The organism is Novimethylophilus sp., assembly GCF_036504375.1.
GTDB lineage: Bacteria > Pseudomonadota > Gammaproteobacteria > Burkholderiales > Methylophilaceae > Novimethylophilus.
The window spans coordinates 1-16013 of record NZ_DASXVH010000085.1 but is presented as its reverse complement, the minus strand read 5'-3'; the positions used below and the strand labels follow the sequence as shown (position 1 = coordinate 16013).

Sequence of the window (16013 nt, the reverse complement as noted above, 5' to 3'; positions counted from 1 at the left end):
GCATGAATTCCGATTTGCTTGATTCCGCCCAGCTTGCCGCCGACATTAAAACCTGGGGCAAAGCGCTGGGCTTCCAGTCTATCGGCATTTGCGATACCGACTTAAGCCACGCCGAGCCTGGGTTTGCGGCTTGGCTGGAACAGGGTTTCCACGGCGAAATGGATTATATGGCACGCCACGGCATGAAGCGCATGCGGCCGTCAGAACTGGTGCCGGGCACCGCACGCGTAATCACCGCCCGCATGGACTATTTCCCGCCGGATAGCCAGCCCGCCGCAACCATCATCGAGGACGGCAGCCGTGCCTTCATTTCGCGCTATGCGCTGGGGCGGGACTACCACAAGGTGCTGCGCGGCCGCTTGCAGCAGTTATGCGACCGTATCGCCGCCAACGTTGGCGAGTTCGGCTACCGCGTATTCACCGATAGCGCGCCGGTGGCGGAAGTCGAGTTGGCGCAGAAATCCGGTCTGGGCTGGAAAGGCAAGCATACGCTGCTGCTTTCGCGCGAAGCCGGCTCCTGGTTTTTTCTGGGCGAAATCTACACCGATCTGCCATTGCCGGTGGATGTCCCGTCAGACAACCACTGCGGTACCTGCACTGCTTGCATATCCGCCTGCCCCACCGGCGCGATTGTCGCGCCGTATCAGGTGGATGCGCGGCGCTGCATTTCCTACCTCACCATCGAACTCAAAGGCAGCATCCCGCCGGATCTGCGGCCGATGATGGGAAACCGCATCTACGGCTGCGATGATTGCCAGCTGTGCTGCCCATGGAACCGCTTCGCCCATTTATCGGCCGAACCTGATTTCCAGGCGCGCCACGGGCTGGATAATGCTTCACTGCGGGAAATGTTCAGCTGGGACGAAGCGGCTTTCGAGGCCAATACTACCGGCAGCGCGATCCGCCGCATCGGCTACGAGTGCTGGCTGCGCAATATTGCCGTGGCGTTGGGCAATGCGCCGCATACGCCGGAAAATCTCGCGGCGCTTGAATCCCGCGCCGGACATCCTTCAGCGCTGGTGAGAGAGCATGTGGCCTGGGCGCTGGCTATTCATCGTCGTTGACTTCGCTCGTCCCGAATACAGGCGGCCATGACTCCTTGCCGAGAATAACGACGTTCTCACCCAGGTAAGGCTGCCAGTAGTCGACCTTGAGCCCTGCCAATGACTGCCTGGTGCTGAAATAAACGACAGCCCTGCCGTCCGGATGCGCCTTGAACCAGTTCGCCAGCGCAGCTGAGCGCAACACGTCCGGCTCTTGCGTCAGGCGGCCGAGAAACTGGTACTGGCCGGGATAGCGCGCGGCATGGGCCAGCGGTACACCGGCGTCTTGCAGGGCCTTAAGCCGCGCGCTGAGCGGCCGCATGTCGTAAGCCAGGCCGGCGCCGTGGATGATCGCGACATAAATGGCCAGCGTCACCGTCACCGCGCTGAATACAGTCATGTTCCAGATGCCGGCCATGCCCCGCTTCCGGCCCGCCGCCAGAAGCGCCGCAGCGGCCATGATTGCAAAACCGGCCCATGTGGGAATCGTGGCTATCCAGGGCGCGATATGGTGCTGCTGCGCATAATGCGGCAGGTAAATCAGCACGATGCCGACCGCAAAAGCCGCCAGCGCGACGGGCAGCTGATCGAATTTGCGGCTATCCGTCTGCGCCAGGCCGCGCGCAGCCAGCAGGGCGAAAGCCGGGAATATCGGCAGCAGGTAGTGGACCTGCTTGCCGCTGATGAAACTGAACGCGAGAAACACCGGCACCAGCCAAGCCAGGCAGAAGCGCACACCAAGGTCCGCGCGCCCGCCGCGCAAGCGGTTGAGCCCGCGCCAGACAGGCGGCCACAGCAGCCAGGGGAACAACATCGCCGGCAAGACGGGCAAGTACCACCAGAAAGGCCGCTTGTGGGCGAAGGAGTTCACCATGCGGTCGGCGGTCTGCCCCCAGAAAATGGCCTTGCGGTATACCTCGCCGCCATGCAGACCGGCAGGGATCGCCCAGAGCAAGGCAATCGCCGCCCCCAATGCCACCGCACCCAGCAGGTCGAGATGCCAGCGCCCCCAGGCACGGGCTGCGCCCTTGCCCCACCACGGCGCGAGCAAGGCTACGGGCAGAATCGGCAACAATATGGCCGGCCCCTTGGCCAGCAGCCCACTGCCGATAGCGAGTCCGACCAGCGCCCACCCCTTGAGTGCCTGCCCGCGCCAGGCGATGAGGATGCCCAGCATGCCCAGTAGCGCGAAAAACGCGGTCAGCATGTCGAACATCGTCGCCGTGGTGAATACCATCCACAGCGCGCTGCCGAGCAGGATCAGCGGTGCATACGCCGCGGCCCTCTCGTCCTCTGGCCACAGCATGCGCGCCAGCCTGATCGTCAGATACACACTGCCCAGCGCGAAGAAGGAAGGCACCAAGCGCGGCCACCAGTCGTTAACGCCGAACACCGCCCAACCGGCATTCATCAGCCAGAACAACAGCGGCGGCTTGTGGCTGTAGGCAAAGCCGTTGAGCCATGGCACGAGGTAATCGCCGCGCAGCCACATATTCCATGCGACCGTCACATAGCGGGTTTCGTCGATGGGAATATACGAGCGGCCGAACAGCGCAATCGCCACCAGTACCAGCCAAAACACGAACAAGAGCATCGGCTGGCTTTTGATGAACCTCACTTGACTTCCTCTTCTGTTACTTCCGCCAGCACGTCGCGCTTTTCACGGTAAATCAGGATCAGGTTGCGCGAATAAACGATAGTGCCCGGCAACTGGCCGAGGATGATGACCGGTTCGAGCTTGTGGAAACCGTAGGCCAACACGGTGATCCCGCCGATAAGGCTGTAATACCAGAAGCTCACCGGGATCACGCTCTTCTGGTGGCGTTCGCTATGAATCCACTGCACCACGAAGCGCAGCGTGAACATCAGCTGGCCTATCATGCCGACGGCAAGCCAGACCTTGTCGCCCAGACTCATATCGTAAAAATAGACTTGCACCTTGTCAGCCAGGTGCCACAGAAACGGCACGGTATGGATATCCATGATTTTACGGAGTTGCTTATTTTTCGATAATCACCGGCCGCTTGGCGCGCCGCTGTAGCCACATCACGCCGAACAGGTCGACGATGCCCACCATCAGGCGGTCCAGCGTGCCGTAATTGGACACACCACGCTCGCGCGGCCGGTGGTTGGCCGGCACCGACACCACGCGGCCGCCGTGGCGGATCACCAGTGCCGGCAGGAAACGGTGCATGTGGTCGAAATACGGCAAGTCGAGGAATACTTCGCGCGCGAACAGCTTGAGGCCGCAGCCGGTGTCCGGCGTGCTGTCGCCCAGCATGCGGGAACGCACGCCGTTGGCGATGACCGAAGATATGCGCTTGATCCGGGTATCGCGCCGCGCATGCCGGCGGTTACCGCCGACCAGTTCCACGCCCGGCTCGACTGCTGCGATCAGCTTGGGAATGTCGGCCGGGTCGTTCTGGCCGTCGCCGTCCAGCGTAGCAACCCAGTCGCCTCGGGCAGCCTTCACGCCGGAGCGCACCGCCGTGCTCTGCCCGCAGCTTTTTTCGTGGTGGACGACGCGCAATTGCGGACAAGCCTGGCTGATTTCCGCCAGCCGTTGCGGCGTCGCATCGGTACTGCCGTCATTGACGTAGATGATTTCATAATCCACAACGCCATCCAGAGCGGCGCGAATTTCCGCGATCAGCGGAGCAATGTTGTCTTCCTCGTTGCGAACGGGAACGACAACCGATAGTTGGCGGATTTGCATAAAAATGCGCAGCAAAAAAATGGGAGCATTATAGCCGGAATTGGCAGCATGCTATGCTTCTGTTGCATGGTTCGCGTATGGAAACCAGCGAGGATTTATCGGATAATCGGTCCACCTGTCCTGAACAACACTACCATAGAACAGAAACCCGCATCGGTATCCTTAAACCAGGCCTTCTGGTACTGGCTCAGGCTCGGTTTCATCAGTTTCGGCGGCCCCGCCGGCCAGATCGCCATCATGCACCATGAGCTGGTGGAAAGGAATCGCTGGATTTCCGAGAAGAGATTTCTGCATGCGCTAAATTACTGCATGGTGTTGCCGGGACCGGAGGCGCAACAGCTTGCCACCTATGTCGGCTGGCTGATGCACCGCACCTGGGGTGGCATCATCGCCGGCGGCCTGTTCGTGCTGCCTTCCTATTTCATCCTGGTCGCGTTCGCCTGGATTTACATGAGCTATGGCTCGGTGCCAGCGATGGCGGGAATTCTTTACGGTATCAAGCCTGCCGTAGTCGCCATCGTTCTGTTCGCGGCATATCGCATCGGTTCCCGTGCGCTGAAAAACGCGGTGCTGTGGACGGTTTCGGCGCTGGCCTTTCTTGCCATTTTCGCGCTGGGGCTGCCTTTCCCCGCGATTGTGCTGGGAGCGGGCATCATAGGATTCATCGGCGGCCGCATTGTACCGCAGTACTTCAAGGCCGGCGGCGGGCACGGTAGGGCCAAGGATGGCTACGGCCCCGCGCTGATCGACGACGACACCCCAACGCCCGAGCATGCCCTGTTCAAATGGCCGAAATTCGCACGCGTGCTTACGGCGGGCATTGCGATCTGGGCGGCGGTGATGGGGATACTGCTGAATCGCTACGGCTGGGAAAACACCTTGACGCAAATGGGCTGGTTTTTCACCAAGGCCGCGATGCTGACTTTCGGCGGCGCTTATGCGGTGCTGCCTTACGTCTACCAGGGCGCAGTGGAGCATTACCACTGGCTGAATCCGACGCAGATGATAGACGGTCTGGCGCTGGGCGAAACCACGCCGGGACCGCTGATCATGGTAGTGGCCTTCGTCGGCTTCGTCGGCGGCTGGACCCAGCAGATATTCGGCCCGGGTGCCGTTTTCGCTTCCGCCTGCATCGCCGCAGCAATCGCCACCTTCTTTACCTTTTTGCCCAGCTTCATCTTCATCCTGCTGGGCGGACCGTTCATCGAAACCACGCACGGCAACCTAAAATTCACCGCCCCGCTTACCGCGATTACCGCCGCAGTGGTGGGCGTCATCCTCAACCTCGCACTGTTTTTCGCCTGGCACGTGTTCTGGCCCAAAGGATTCGAGGGGGCGGTAGACTGGCCTTCCATCGTGCTGACAGTTGGAGCGCTGATTGCCGTATTCCGCTTCAAGGCCGGGGTGATTCCCGTCATTCTTTCATGCGGCACTCTCGGCTTGGCCTGGAAGCTTCTCGCCTGATCATTGATACGCGCTGTGCGCTTAGAACCTATTTCGGCAGTACGAATGCGCGTTTATTACTGAAATTAGGCTCTTAATGCAAGGAGTGCCCGAGCGAAACGCACAATTGGCCGCCCGCGATGCAGACTGGCAGCCGGATTGATTACAACGCGCCGCCGGCCGCCGCATCCATGAATACATCCACGCCGGCCTTGGGCACGATGGCTTTCACCGGCAGGCTGGTGTTGCCGCGCCATTGCTCGACAGCATGGCGCTTGCCTGCGCCGGTGACCAGGAATATTACCTGGCGGGCATCGGAAAGCCGGTCGGCAGACAGCGAGACGCGATCGGACGGCGGCTTGGGGGAGTTGTGCACGGGTATCGCGGCTTTCGGCGGTACGTGATCCCAACGGTGGCCGGGAAACAGGCTCGCGGTATGGCCGTCCTCGCCTACTCCCAGCAATACCAGGTCGAACGGGCCCATGCCGTCCAGTGCGTTGTTGTAAGCGGCGGCGGCGGCAGATGCGCCCAGTTCCGCGGGAATCGGGTGAATCTGCTCCGGCGCGATCGCCACATGGTCGAGCAATGCCTGCGAGGCCATCAGGCTGTTGCGCTCGACATTGTCGGCGGGCAGGCAGCGCTCGTCGCCGAACCATACGTGCCAGTGCCGCCATTCGCTTTCTGCACGGCGCAGCTGTTCATAGATGGCGCGCGGCGTGGTGCCGCCGGCCAATACGATATCGAATCGCCCACGCTCGGCGATGGCTTTGGCCGCCGATTCCAGCGTGATTTTTACAGCAGCATCCCGCAACTCGGCGGGGTCGGAAAAAATACGCCAGCGGCACGCTTGAGTGTTGGTCATACGTTTTATTCCATGTTGTTATTTTGACTGTGCGGTATTGGCTGCTTCCAGGCCGAAGCGGTCGTGCAGTTCGGCTGCCAACGCATCGGCATCCTGCTGCGAAGCCAGGTGCAGAATTTCCAGACGGTAGCGGTGCGGCCCGCGAGCCGGTCACGCCAGTTCGGCCGCATAGCCCTGGCTGCGATAGAAACTCCGTGCGCGCAACACAAGCCCAGCAACGCCCCATGCGCATTATTTCAGGCTGAAGCCTGAACCCAGCAGCGCATGGGTCATCGAGGCGCCGAAACGCTTGGCAAAGCGATCGGCTAAACCTTCGTGGGTAGTGAAGTCGACGATATTCTCTTCCTTGATCACGTCGCGCGCGACGCTGTCGGAATTGCCGATAGCATCCGCGAGACCCAACTCGATGCTTTTTTCGCCGCTCCAGAACAGGCCGGAGAACATTTCCGGCGTCTCCTTCAGACGGGCGCCGCGCCCGTCGCGCACCACCTTGATGAACTGCTGGTGGATTTCGTTGAGCATCGCCTGGGCATGCGCCTTGTGCGCCGGATTGACCGGCGAGAACGGGTCCAGGAAGCCCTTGTTTTCTCCCGCCGTCATCAGGCGGCGCTCCACGCCGAGCTTCTTCATGGTTTCAGTGAAACCGAAACCGTCCATCAGCACGCCAATGGAACCTACGATGCTGGCTTTGTCGACGTAAATCTTGTCGGCCGCCACCGCGATGTAATACCCGCCGGAAGCGCAAATATCCTCCACCACCGCATACACCGGAATTTTGGGGTGCATCTTGCGCAGGCGATGGATTTCGTCGTTGATGATGCCGGCCTGCACCGGGCTGCCGCCGGGGCTGTTGATGCGCAGGATGATGCCCTTGGTGTGCTTGTCTTCGAACGCCGCGCGCAGGCTGGAAAGCGTATTATCGGCGTTGACTTCGGCGCCGGCGCCGATCTCGCCGTTGATGTCGATCAGCGCGGTATGCGGGCCGATCGCGCCGCTGCCAGGACCTATCCAGTTCAGCGCCAGGAACAGCAGCGCAAACAGGTAAGCAAAAGTCAGCGTCTTGAAAAAGATGCCCCAGTTGCGCGAACGGCGCTGCTCCTGTAAAGAAGAAAAGGCAAGCTTTTCAAGAGTCTGGCGCTCCCAGTTTTGTGGGTCTGTCATAGTGGGCTTTCTTCGGTACTCGATTCAATTAAAAAAATGTTGCCGCCGCGTTCGACCATGTGCAGTTTTTGCAGGGATTTGCCTTTGCACGGCCCCAGCACGCAACGACCGGTTTCGGGAAGATATTGCGCCCCATGGGTGGAGCAGATCAGGTAGTGGCGGGTCAAATCGAAAAAATCGCCTTCCTGCCAATCCAGCGTCACCGGCACATGCGCGCAGCGGTTGACATAACCGTGTATGACGCCTTTATAGCGCACCACGAAACCGGAACGCCTGGATTTACCCTCGTCAGGCAATGGAAAACCGATTCCGGGCCCTTGCTCCTGCACCTCGGCGCTGGCGCAAATCAGGCGTTGAGTCTCAACCATGCGTGGAGTTTAGCAAAACTGTCGAAACACGCCAGCGGCGCATGGGGCAATAAATTTTCGTGCGGCTGGGCACCATAGCTGACGCCCAGCCCGGCCATACGGGCATTCTGCGCCATTTGCAGGTCGAAATGCGTGTCGCCTATCATGATGGCCTTTTCCGGCATCGCGCCCAGTTCGTCGAGAATCTCCTCCAGCATTTGCGGATGCGGCTTGGAATGGCACTCGCCGGCGCAGCGCGAGGCATGGAAAAACTCGGTAAGGCCGGTCTGCGCCATCGCCCGGTTAAGTCCGCCGCGGCCCTTGCCGGTCGCCACAGCCAGCATGAAGCCGGCATCGGCCAATTCCTGCATCGCATCCTCGACGCCATCGAACAATACGATCTCTTCGTCACGCGCAAAATAGTGTACGCGATAGCGCTCCACCAGCCGGATCTCCGTCTCGGCATCTGCGCCGGGAAACAGTTCCTGCAAGGCTTCACGCAACCCCAAGCCGATGATGCTGCGCGATTTCGTATCGTCCGGCACTGGCAGGCCGATATCGCGGCTCGCCGACTGCAGCGCATCGACGATGGCCTGGGTGGAATCCGCCAGCGTGCCGTCCCAGTCGAATATCAGTAGATCAAACTGCTTGGGCATGCTCGTCCTTCAATTTTTCCAGAAATCTTTCCAGATCGCGCGGCAACGGCGCGATCAGTTTCAACGGTTCATCGGTCAGCGGGTGACGCAGCGCGGTTTCGGCGGAATGCAGGAACATGCGCTTGAGACCGCGCTTTTGCAGGAGTTTATTGAGTGCAAAATCGCCGTATTTGTCATCGCCGGCGATGGGAAATCCCATATGCGCCAACTGCACCCGCAACTGGTGCGTACGTCCGGTGATCAGTTCGGCTTCCAGCAGGGTGAAAGCGCCGAGATGCTGCTTCAATCGAAAAATCGTTTCCGAATGCTGCCCGCCGGCTTCCACCGCGACGCGCTTTTCGCCGCTCTCCAGGTCGTACTTTTTCAGCGGCAAAACCACGCGCCGCGTCGCATCCTGCCAGCGCCCATTGACCAGCACCAGGTAGCGTTTGCGCATGCGGTTCTCGCGCATCATTTCGTGCAATTTGGTCAGTGCGCTGCGTTTTTTGCCGATCAGCAGCACGCCGGAAGTCTCGCGGTCCAGGCGGTGCGCGAGTTCCAGGAACTTGGCCTGCGGACGTTCCCACCGCAGTTGCTCGATGACGCCGCGCGAAATGCCGCTGCCGCCGTGTACCGCCATGCCGGCCGGCTTGTCCAGCGCCAGCATCGCATCGTCCTCAAAAATCACCGCGTCGGCAAATTGCCGGCTTGCCGGCGCGACACCGACCTTGGCTGCCGGCGCGGCGACCCGCACCGGAGGAATGCGCAGGACTTCGCCGATTTGCAGCCGGTGGGTCGCCTCTACCCGTTTGCTGTCGACCCGCACTTCGCCGCTGCGCAGAATGCGGTAAATATGGCTTTTGGGCACGCCCTTGAGATGGCGCGCAAGAAAATTGTCCACGCGCTGCCCCTCGCCGCCTTCATCCACCGTGAGCAGCGTCACTGAATTTTTGCCTATTTCCGTCATCTGACCTATACTTGCAGCCTGCCTTTAAAGCTTTATCTTTGGTTAAGGCAGGCAAACAAAGAATTTCGGGTTAATTTCGCTCACCATCAAGTAGCGATTGCAGGACTTTGGAATCATCCGCAGGTTCCCGGCGTGGCGACAAGCCCGCACGTGACGAACTTCCGGATTTCCAATATTTGCGCTCAAGCGCTGCCGCGCAAAATGGCCTTAAGCCGCGCGGCGGGAACCGAACCGGGTCACATTGTAAACGATAGTAGTACCGGACACTTAGAAAAGTCGCACCGCGCACAGTTTATATTCGACGTTAAATTTAATAATTAACGTATTGATAAATAGCGATATTTAATATCGGTGGATTATTGGCAGACATTAGCTGCCAACCCCCGCCCATACCGAAATCGCCTGCACAACGCGGTAGCCTGCTTTCAGGCGTCTCACTCCGCTGTCGCCCGGCAGCGTTCCCGCTGGCCGTGAGTTCACGGCCAAAGTTGCGTACCCGCCTTGGGCGCGGGGGATAACATCAATGAAACGCATGCTGTTCAATGCGACACAGGCGGAAGAGCTTCGTGTCGCGATCGTCGACGGACAAAAACTTATCGACCTCGATATCGAGCACTCCGGTAAGGAACAACGCAAGAGCAATATCTACAAGGGTGTCATCACCCGCATCGAGCCCAGCCTCGAAGCCGCCTTCGTCAATTACGGGACTGATAGGCATGGCTTCCTGCCGTTCAAGGAAGTCGCCCGCAGCAACTTCATCGAAGGCGCCGATGGCAAGCGCATCCAGGACGTACTGCGCGAAGGCCAGGAAATCATCGTGCAGGTGGAAAAGGACGAGCGCGGCAACAAGGGCGCGGCGCTGACCACCTTCATCTCGCTGGCCGGCCGCTACCTGGTGCTGATGCCCAACAACCCGCGCGGCGGCGGCGTATCGCGCCGCATCGAGGGCGAAGACCGCAATGAACTGCGCGATCTGATGGCGCAGATGGAAGTGCCGGGCGGCATGAGCATCATCGCCCGCACCGCCGGCATTGGCCGCACGCTGGAAGAATTGCAGTGGGACCTCAACTACCTGCTGCAACTGTGGAGCGCGATCGAAGGCGCTTCCAACATGCAGAAAGGCGCGTTCCTGATCTATCAGGAAGGCAGCCTGGTAATCCGCGCCATCCGCGATTACTTCCAGCCCGACATCGGCGAAGTGCTGATCGACACGCCGGACATCTATGAACAGGCCTTGCAGTTCATGAACCACGTGATGCCTGGCAACGTCTCGCGCATCAAGCTCTACCGCGACGACGTGCCGCTGTTCTCGCGCTTCCAGATCGAGCACCAGATCGAAACCGCATTTTCCAGAGAGGTGCGCCTGCCCTCCGGCGGCGCCATCGTCATCGACCACACCGAAGCGCTGGTATCGGTGGACGTCAACTCCGGCCGCGCCACCAAGGGCGCCGACATCGAGCAGACCGCATTCAACACCAACCTTGAAGCCGCCGACGAAGTGGCACGCCAGCTGCGCCTGCGCGACTTGGGCGGCCTGGTGGTGATCGACTTCATCGACATGGAAAGCGCACGCAACCAGCGCGAAGTGGAAAACCGCCTGCGCGACGCGCTGCACGTCGACCGCGCCCGTGTACAAACCGGCAAGATCTCGCGCTTCGGCCTGCTGGAACTGTCGCGTCAGCGCCTGCGTCCGTCATTGGGCGAATCCAACCACATCCCATGCCCGCGCTGCCACGGCACCGGCTATATTCGCGGCATCGAATCGACCGCACTGCACATTCTCAGAATTGTCCAGGAAGAGTCGATGAAGGAAAACACCGGCGCCGTACAGGTGCAACTGCCGGTCGAAGTAGCCACCTTCCTGCTCAACGAGAAGCGCGGCGACATCCACGCCGTCGAAGAGCGCATGGACGTCAGCGTCATCCTGATTCCGAATATTCATCTGGAAACGCCGAACTACAGCATCGTGCGCCTGCGCGACGGCGAAACGAACGACACCGAAAACATTCGCAGCTACGAATTGGTAGAACTGCCGAACGAGACGGAAGAAGTTGCCGGCGGTACGCAACAGCAGGAAATCAAGCAGCCGCGCCAGGAAGCCGCCGTCAAGGGCATCACTTCCGGCACGCCGGCGCCTATCGCCGTACCCAAGCCGGAAGCTCCCAAAACCACGATGTTCGCACGTTTCAAATCCTGGCTCGGCAAGATTTCAGAAGCCAAGCCGGCCGAAGAAGAAACCAAGTCCGCAGCCCGCAAGCCGCGCGACAGTCAGCAGCGCCGCGAGCGCAGTCGCGGCGGACGCGGTCGCGGAGAACGCGGCGATCGTACGGAACGTAGCGAACAGCAACCGCGCAATGCCGCACCGGAAAGCGCAACCAAGCAGGAAGCCCGTCCGCAACGCGAGCCGCGTCAACCGCGGCCGGAACGTGCCGAACGCCAGGAACGCGAAAAACCGGCCCAGCCGGTACAGGCTGCAGCCGAGCAAAGCGGCAAGCCTAATGAGCCGCGCGGCAATCGCGGTAGCCGCGGTGAACGTCCCCCGCGTGAACCGCGCCAGCCGCGTGAAGCCCGTCCGCAACGCGAGCCGCGTCAACGCCAGGAAACCGCAGAAGCTCCGGTGGCTGCATCCATAGCTCCTGAAATCCAGCCTCCCGAAACCCAGCCCACGGTGCCGGTAATTGTCGCGCCCCAGGTTGAACCGGCGATAGAGATTCAGGCTCCAGTAGAAACGACGCGGGTCGAAACCGCTGAAACGACGGCACCCCGGGTTGAGGTCGCACCGACCCAGCAGGCCATCGAAGGCGTGGAAGCGCCTGCCCTGGCGGAAAAGGCCGAGCGCAAGCCGCGCCAACCGCGCCGCCGCAAAGCGCCGGAACCCGTAGTTGCGGAGCTAGCAAGCGCCGGCCTGGAACTGGTGGAAACTCGCGTCGACGCGGTAAAAACCGTCGTCGCCGAAGAACCCGCGCCTCGTTCCGCCGCCAAGCCGGCCGCCTGGCAGAAGAAAACGACAGAAACCGCGGCAGACGAACCTCTGGTGATGATCGAAACGCAAAAGTAATCGGCCAGCCGGCAAGCATATCCCGCTTGCCGGCATCGGCGTCGAGCCCCGCATTGCGGGGCTTTTTATTTTGGCAGCGCCGATCTAGCGCTTGAGAAGCAGTTGGGCAGTCTGGTCAGGTGATCTAAGTTTGCCTGCTTCCAGATCAGCTCTTCGGAAAATTGCTCTGCGCAGACGTATGAAATGGGTACGGCGGCTAGGCTTCGTCCACTTCATCAGGCATCACTGCGCCGTAGAATTTCTCCTTCAATGACTTGAGCTGGTCGCGCAGCTGCGCGGCTTTTTCGAATTCCAGATTTTTTGCGCAATCGTGCATCTCTTTCTCGATGCGCTTTAGCTCCTTCAGCAACTGTTTTTCCGTCATGCGTTCAAAGCTCGCCATCGACTGCGCGGCCTTGAGCTCTTTCTTGCCGGCTTCCTGGTCGTAAACTCCGTCAATGATATCCTTGATGCGCTTGCTCACACCCTTGGGAGTAATGCCGTTGGCCTCGTTGAACGCTTGCTGCTTGCGACGGCGGCGCTCGGTTTCGTCGATCGCCAGCTTCATCGAGCGGGTGACGCTGTTGGCGTAGAAAATTACTTTGCCGTTGAGGTTGCGCGCGGCACGGCCGGCAGTCTGAATCAATGAACGCTCGGAGCGCAGAAAGCCTTCCTTGTCGGCGTCCAGCACAGCTACCAACGACACCTCGGGGATATCCAATCCCTCGCGCAGCAGGTTGATGCCGACCAGCGCATCGAATTCGCCCAATCTCAGGTCGCGAATGATTTCGACCCGCTCCACGGTATCGATATCGGAATGCAGATAGCGCACCTTGATGCCATGTTCCGACAGGTAATCGGTGAGGTCTTCCGCCATGCGTTTAGTGAGCGTCGTCGCCAGCACGCGTTCGCCGACTTCGACGCGCAGCTTGATTTCGGACAGCAGGTCATCCACTTGCGTATCAGCAGGTTTGACCTCGATTTCCGGGTCGATCAACCCGGTCGGGCGTACCAACTGCTCCACCACTTTCTGTTGATGGGTTGCTTCGTAAATCGCCGGCGTCGCCGAGACGAACACGCACTGGCGCATGATCTGCTCGAATTCGTCGAACTGGAGCGGCCTGTTGTCCAGCGCGGAAGGCAGGCGAAAGCCATAATCGACCAGGTTCTCTTTTCTTGCCCGATCGCCTTTATACATGCCGCCGATCTGCGGCACCGTGACATGCGATTCGTCGATGATCATCAAGGCATTGGCCGGCAGATAGTCGATCAGCGTCGGCGGCGGATCGCCCGGTTTGCGGCCGGACAAATGGCGCGAATAGTTTTCGATGCCTTTGCAGAACCCCAGTTCGTTCATCATTTCGAGATCGTAGCGCGTGCGCTGCTCGATACGCTGCGCCTCGACCAGCTTATTGTTTTTGATGAAAAAATCGACGCGCTCGCGCAGTTCGGCCTTGATCTGCTCGATGGCGCGCAGCGTGGTTTCGCGGGGCGTAACATAATGGCTGGACGGGTAAACGGTAAAACGCGGAACCTTGTGCAGAATCTGCCCGGTGAGCGGATCGAACAGCGTCAGCGTTTCGACTTCATCATCAAAAAGAGAGATCCGCAGCGCGGTTTCGGAGTTTTCCGCCGGAAACACATCCACCACGTCGCCGCGCACGCGGAACGTTCCGCGCGCAAAATCGAACTCGTTGCGGTCGTACTGCATGCCGGTGAGGCGCAAGATCACCTCGCGCTGGCTGATTTTCTCGCCCTGCGTCAGGTGCAACACCATGCCGTGATAATCCACCGGGTCGCCGATACCGTAAATCGCCGACACGGTGGCGACGATCACGCTGTCTTCGCGTTCCAGCAGCGCTTTCGTCGCCGACAGCCGCATCTGCTCGATGTGCTCGTTGATGCTGGAATCTTTTTCGATGAACAGGTCACGCGACGGCACGTAGGCCTCGGGCTGGTAATAGTCGTAGTAGGAAACGAAATATTCCACCGCGTTATGGGGGAAAAATTCGCGGAATTCGGAATAAAGCTGCGCCGCCAGCGTCTTGTTCGGCGCCATCACGATTGCCGGCATTCCCATGCGGGCGATGACGTTGGCCATGGTGTAGGTCTTGCCGGAGCCGGTCACGCCCAGCAGGGTCTGGAAACGCAAACCATCCTTGATGCCATCCACAAGCTGCTCGATCGCCTGCGGCTGGTCGCCGGCGGGCGAAAATGGCTGATATAGCTGAAACAGGCTGTTTGGAAATGTAATCGTAGTCACAAAAAATTATCCGGTGATCGAACGTCATTCTATCAGCCCATACCGGAAACGAACCGTATCGCACAGGCCGGCACCGAATTAACGATCATCCGGCAAGCATCAAGAGCTGGAGCAATTTGGTACCGTAACAACACGATTTTGCAGTAAAATCATAAAAATTTTTGTCGCTCACCCAACAGAACTAGGATTTTCGATCTTGCAACTCTCCCTGCGTGTTCAATCCATCAAGGAATCCCCTACCCTCGCCGTCACCGCCCGCGCCGCCAAACTGAAAGTCGAAGGCCGCGACATCATCGGCCTGGGCGCCGGCGAACCCGATTTCGATACTCCGCAGCACATCAAGGATGCCGCCAAGGCCGCCATCGACAATGGTTTCACCAAATACACGCCGGTAAGCGGGATTCCCGGCCTGAAAAAGGCTATCGTCGCCAAGTTCAAGCGCGAAAACGGTTTCGATTACAACGTCAATGAAGTCATCGTCGGCGTGGGTGGCAAGCAGTGCATTTTCAACCTGGCCCTGGCCGTGCTCAACCCCGGCGATGAAGTCGTCATTCCCGCGCCGTTCTGGGTGTCCTACGCCGACATCGCGATCGTCGCCGAAGCCAAACCGGTAATCGTCGAATGCGGCATCGAGCAAGGGTTCAAGATTACACCGGCCCAACTGGAAACCGCACTGACGCCCAGGACCAGAATGTTCATGATCAACTCGCCCTCCAACCCTACCGGCGCCGTCTATACGACGGAAGAGTTGGCAGCGCTGGGCGAAGTGCTGAAAAAATATCCGCAGGTACTGGTGGCAACCGACGACATGTACGAGCACGTCAACCTCACCGGCACGCCGTTCGTCAACATCCTCAACGCGACGCCGGAGCTGAAAGACCGCACCGTGGTGCTGAACGGCGTTTCCAAGGCATATTCGATGACCGGCTGGCGTATCGGCTATGCCGCCGGCCCGGCTCATATCATCAAGGCGATGGAAATCCTGCAATCCCAGTCCACCTCCAATCCCACTTCAATTTCGCAGGTGGCCGCGCAAGCCGCGCTGGAAGGCGACCAGGGCTGCATCGAGCCGATGCTGAAGGCGTTTCGCGAACGCCATGCATTTGTCGTCAGCCGCTTCAATGAAATCCCGGGCCTGAAATGCATCGAAGCCGGCGGCGCCTTCTATGCGTTTCCCGATGCCCGCGCCGCCATCGCCAAATTGCATGCAGCCGGCAAAATTGCCGAACCGACAGATCTGGCGCTCTCGGATTATCTGCTGGAATCCGTGGGCGTCGCGGTCGTTCCAGGCTCGGCATTCGGCGCGGAAGGATACTTCCGCATTTCGTTTGCCACCTCGATGGAAAACCTGAAGCATGCGCTGGACCGGATCGCCAAAGCACTGGCTTAAAACAAACGCAGGCTGTAAATAACCAAGGCCCCGCAATGCGGGGCTTTTCTTTTTTGGTGTTACGAGGCGCATGAGATCGCGCCGTTCAAGCCATACATTATTTGCCTGAAACGGTAGAGATACAGCCGCTATTTTTTATCGCCAAACCA

The 16013-nt window shown here is 59.8% G+C and carries 14 protein-coding genes; 5 read left to right on the top strand and 9 right to left on the bottom strand.

The annotated features are described in order from the left end of the window. Positions 1–2: 2 nt before the first annotated feature. Entirely contained in the window at positions 3–1064 is a 1062-nt protein-coding gene (gene queG, locus VGK14_RS12510) for a tRNA epoxyqueuosine(34) reductase QueG (RefSeq protein WP_331509423.1), read from the top strand. Here the strand turns inward: queG and VGK14_RS12505 are convergent. The 3 genes from VGK14_RS12505 to VGK14_RS12495 are packed head-to-tail and all read right to left on the bottom strand — an operon-like array spanning position 1048 to position 3759. Continuing rightward, positions 1048–2661 carry a glycosyltransferase family 39 protein gene (locus tag VGK14_RS12505; protein WP_331509422.1) on the bottom strand — a complete coding sequence of 538 codons (1614 nt, stop codon included), beginning with the start codon at positions 2659–2661 and terminating at the stop codon, positions 1048–1050. The two genes, queG and VGK14_RS12505, sit on opposite strands and share 17 nt — an antisense overlap. Further along, positions 2658–3026 (bottom strand): lipid-A-disaccharide synthase N-terminal domain-containing protein, encoded by a 369-nt coding sequence (locus tag VGK14_RS12500; RefSeq protein WP_331509421.1) that lies wholly within the window; start codon positions 3024–3026, stop codon positions 2658–2660. The genes VGK14_RS12505 and VGK14_RS12500 overlap by 4 nt, the downstream gene beginning before the upstream one ends. A 16-nt stretch (positions 3027–3042) precedes the next feature. After that, positions 3043–3759 (bottom strand): glycosyltransferase family 2 protein, encoded by a 717-nt coding sequence (locus VGK14_RS12495; protein WP_331509420.1) that lies wholly within the window; start codon positions 3757–3759, stop codon positions 3043–3045. 66 nt (positions 3760–3825) lie between these two features. Between VGK14_RS12495 and chrA the strand changes: the two genes are divergently transcribed. Further along, on the top strand, positions 3826–5223 hold the full coding sequence (chrA, locus tag VGK14_RS12490) for a chromate efflux transporter (RefSeq protein WP_331509419.1): 1398 nt from the start codon (positions 3826–3828) through the stop codon (positions 5221–5223). 142 nt (positions 5224–5365) lie between these two features. On the opposite strand, the gene pgl is transcribed toward chrA, so the two are convergent. Next, a complete protein-coding gene (gene pgl / locus VGK14_RS12485) occupies positions 5366–6064 on the bottom strand; it encodes a 6-phosphogluconolactonase (RefSeq protein WP_331509418.1) in 699 nt (232 codons plus the stop codon). A 63-nt stretch (positions 6065–6127) separates the two neighbouring features. On the opposite strand from pgl, the gene VGK14_RS12480 reads away from it, so the two are divergent. Further along, the gene (locus VGK14_RS12480; RefSeq protein WP_331509417.1) at positions 6128–6316 is read left to right on the top strand and encodes a hypothetical protein; all 189 of its coding nucleotides are present in this window, start codon (positions 6128–6130) and stop codon (positions 6314–6316) included. On the opposite strand, the gene VGK14_RS12475 is transcribed toward VGK14_RS12480, so the two are convergent. The 4 genes from VGK14_RS12475 to VGK14_RS12460 are packed head-to-tail and all read right to left on the bottom strand — an operon-like array spanning position 6296 to position 9174. Then, on the bottom strand, positions 6296–7225 hold the full coding sequence (locus tag VGK14_RS12475; RefSeq protein ID WP_331509416.1) for a S49 family peptidase: 930 nt from the start codon (positions 7223–7225) through the stop codon (positions 6296–6298). The two genes, VGK14_RS12480 and VGK14_RS12475, sit on opposite strands and share 21 nt — an antisense overlap. After that, positions 7222–7593 (bottom strand): Rieske (2Fe-2S) protein, encoded by a 372-nt coding sequence (locus VGK14_RS12470; protein ID WP_331509415.1) that lies wholly within the window; start codon positions 7591–7593, stop codon positions 7222–7224. Before VGK14_RS12470 ends, VGK14_RS12475 begins: the two co-directional genes overlap by 4 nt. After that, positions 7572–8228, bottom strand: a complete 657-nt coding sequence (locus VGK14_RS12465) for an HAD-IA family hydrolase (RefSeq protein ID WP_331509414.1) — start codon at positions 8226–8228, stop codon at positions 7572–7574. The genes VGK14_RS12470 and VGK14_RS12465 overlap by 22 nt, the downstream gene beginning before the upstream one ends. Further along, positions 8212–9174 carry an RluA family pseudouridine synthase gene (locus tag VGK14_RS12460; protein WP_331509413.1) on the bottom strand — a complete coding sequence of 321 codons (963 nt, stop codon included), beginning with the start codon at positions 9172–9174 and terminating at the stop codon, positions 8212–8214. The genes VGK14_RS12465 and VGK14_RS12460 overlap by 17 nt, the downstream gene beginning before the upstream one ends. A gap of 523 nt (positions 9175–9697) precedes the next feature. Here VGK14_RS12460 and VGK14_RS12455 point away from each other — a divergent pair. Beyond that, a complete protein-coding gene (locus VGK14_RS12455) occupies positions 9698–12232 on the top strand; it encodes an Rne/Rng family ribonuclease (RefSeq protein WP_331509412.1) in 2535 nt (844 codons plus the stop codon). A gap of 196 nt (positions 12233–12428) precedes the next feature. Here VGK14_RS12455 and uvrB read toward each other — a convergent pair whose 3' ends face one another. Beyond that, complete coding sequence (gene uvrB / locus VGK14_RS12450; RefSeq protein WP_331509411.1) at positions 12429–14474, bottom strand: excinuclease ABC subunit UvrB; 2046 nt, start codon at positions 14472–14474, stop codon at positions 12429–12431. 196 nt (positions 14475–14670) lie between these two features. Here uvrB and VGK14_RS12445 point away from each other — a divergent pair, with 196 nt between their 5' ends. Further along, the gene (locus VGK14_RS12445; protein ID WP_331509410.1) at positions 14671–15864 is read left to right on the top strand and encodes a pyridoxal phosphate-dependent aminotransferase; all 1194 of its coding nucleotides are present in this window, start codon (positions 14671–14673) and stop codon (positions 15862–15864) included. Positions 15865–16013 lie beyond the last annotated feature (149 nt).

Excerpts from the sequence above, each read along its gene's own strand:
- VGK14_RS12495 (WP_331509420.1), bottom strand. The coding sequence starts at position 3,759 with ATGCAAATCCGCCAACTATCGGTTGTCGTTCCCGTTCGCAACGAGGAA.
- pgl (WP_331509418.1), bottom strand. The coding sequence starts at position 6,064 with ATGACCAACACTCAAGCGTGCCGCTGGCGTATTTTTTCCGACCCCGCC.
- queG (WP_331509423.1), top strand. The coding sequence starts at position 3 with ATGAATTCCGATTTGCTTGATTCCGCCCAGCTTGCCGCCGACATTAAA.
- VGK14_RS12500 (WP_331509421.1), bottom strand. The coding sequence starts at position 3,026 with ATGGATATCCATACCGTGCCGTTTCTGTGGCACCTGGCTGACAAGGTG.
- chrA (WP_331509419.1), top strand. The coding sequence starts at position 3,826 with ATGGTTCGCGTATGGAAACCAGCGAGGATTTATCGGATAATCGGTCCA.
- VGK14_RS12475 (WP_331509416.1), bottom strand. The coding sequence starts at position 7,225 with ATGACAGACCCACAAAACTGGGAGCGCCAGACTCTTGAAAAGCTTGCC.
- VGK14_RS12455 (WP_331509412.1), top strand. The coding sequence starts at position 9,698 with ATGAAACGCATGCTGTTCAATGCGACACAGGCGGAAGAGCTTCGTGTC.
- VGK14_RS12465 (WP_331509414.1), bottom strand. The coding sequence starts at position 8,228 with ATGCCCAAGCAGTTTGATCTACTGATATTCGACTGGGACGGCACGCTG.
- VGK14_RS12460 (WP_331509413.1), bottom strand. The coding sequence starts at position 9,174 with ATGACGGAAATAGGCAAAAATTCAGTGACGCTGCTCACGGTGGATGAA.
- VGK14_RS12470 (WP_331509415.1), bottom strand. The coding sequence starts at position 7,593 with ATGGTTGAGACTCAACGCCTGATTTGCGCCAGCGCCGAGGTGCAGGAG.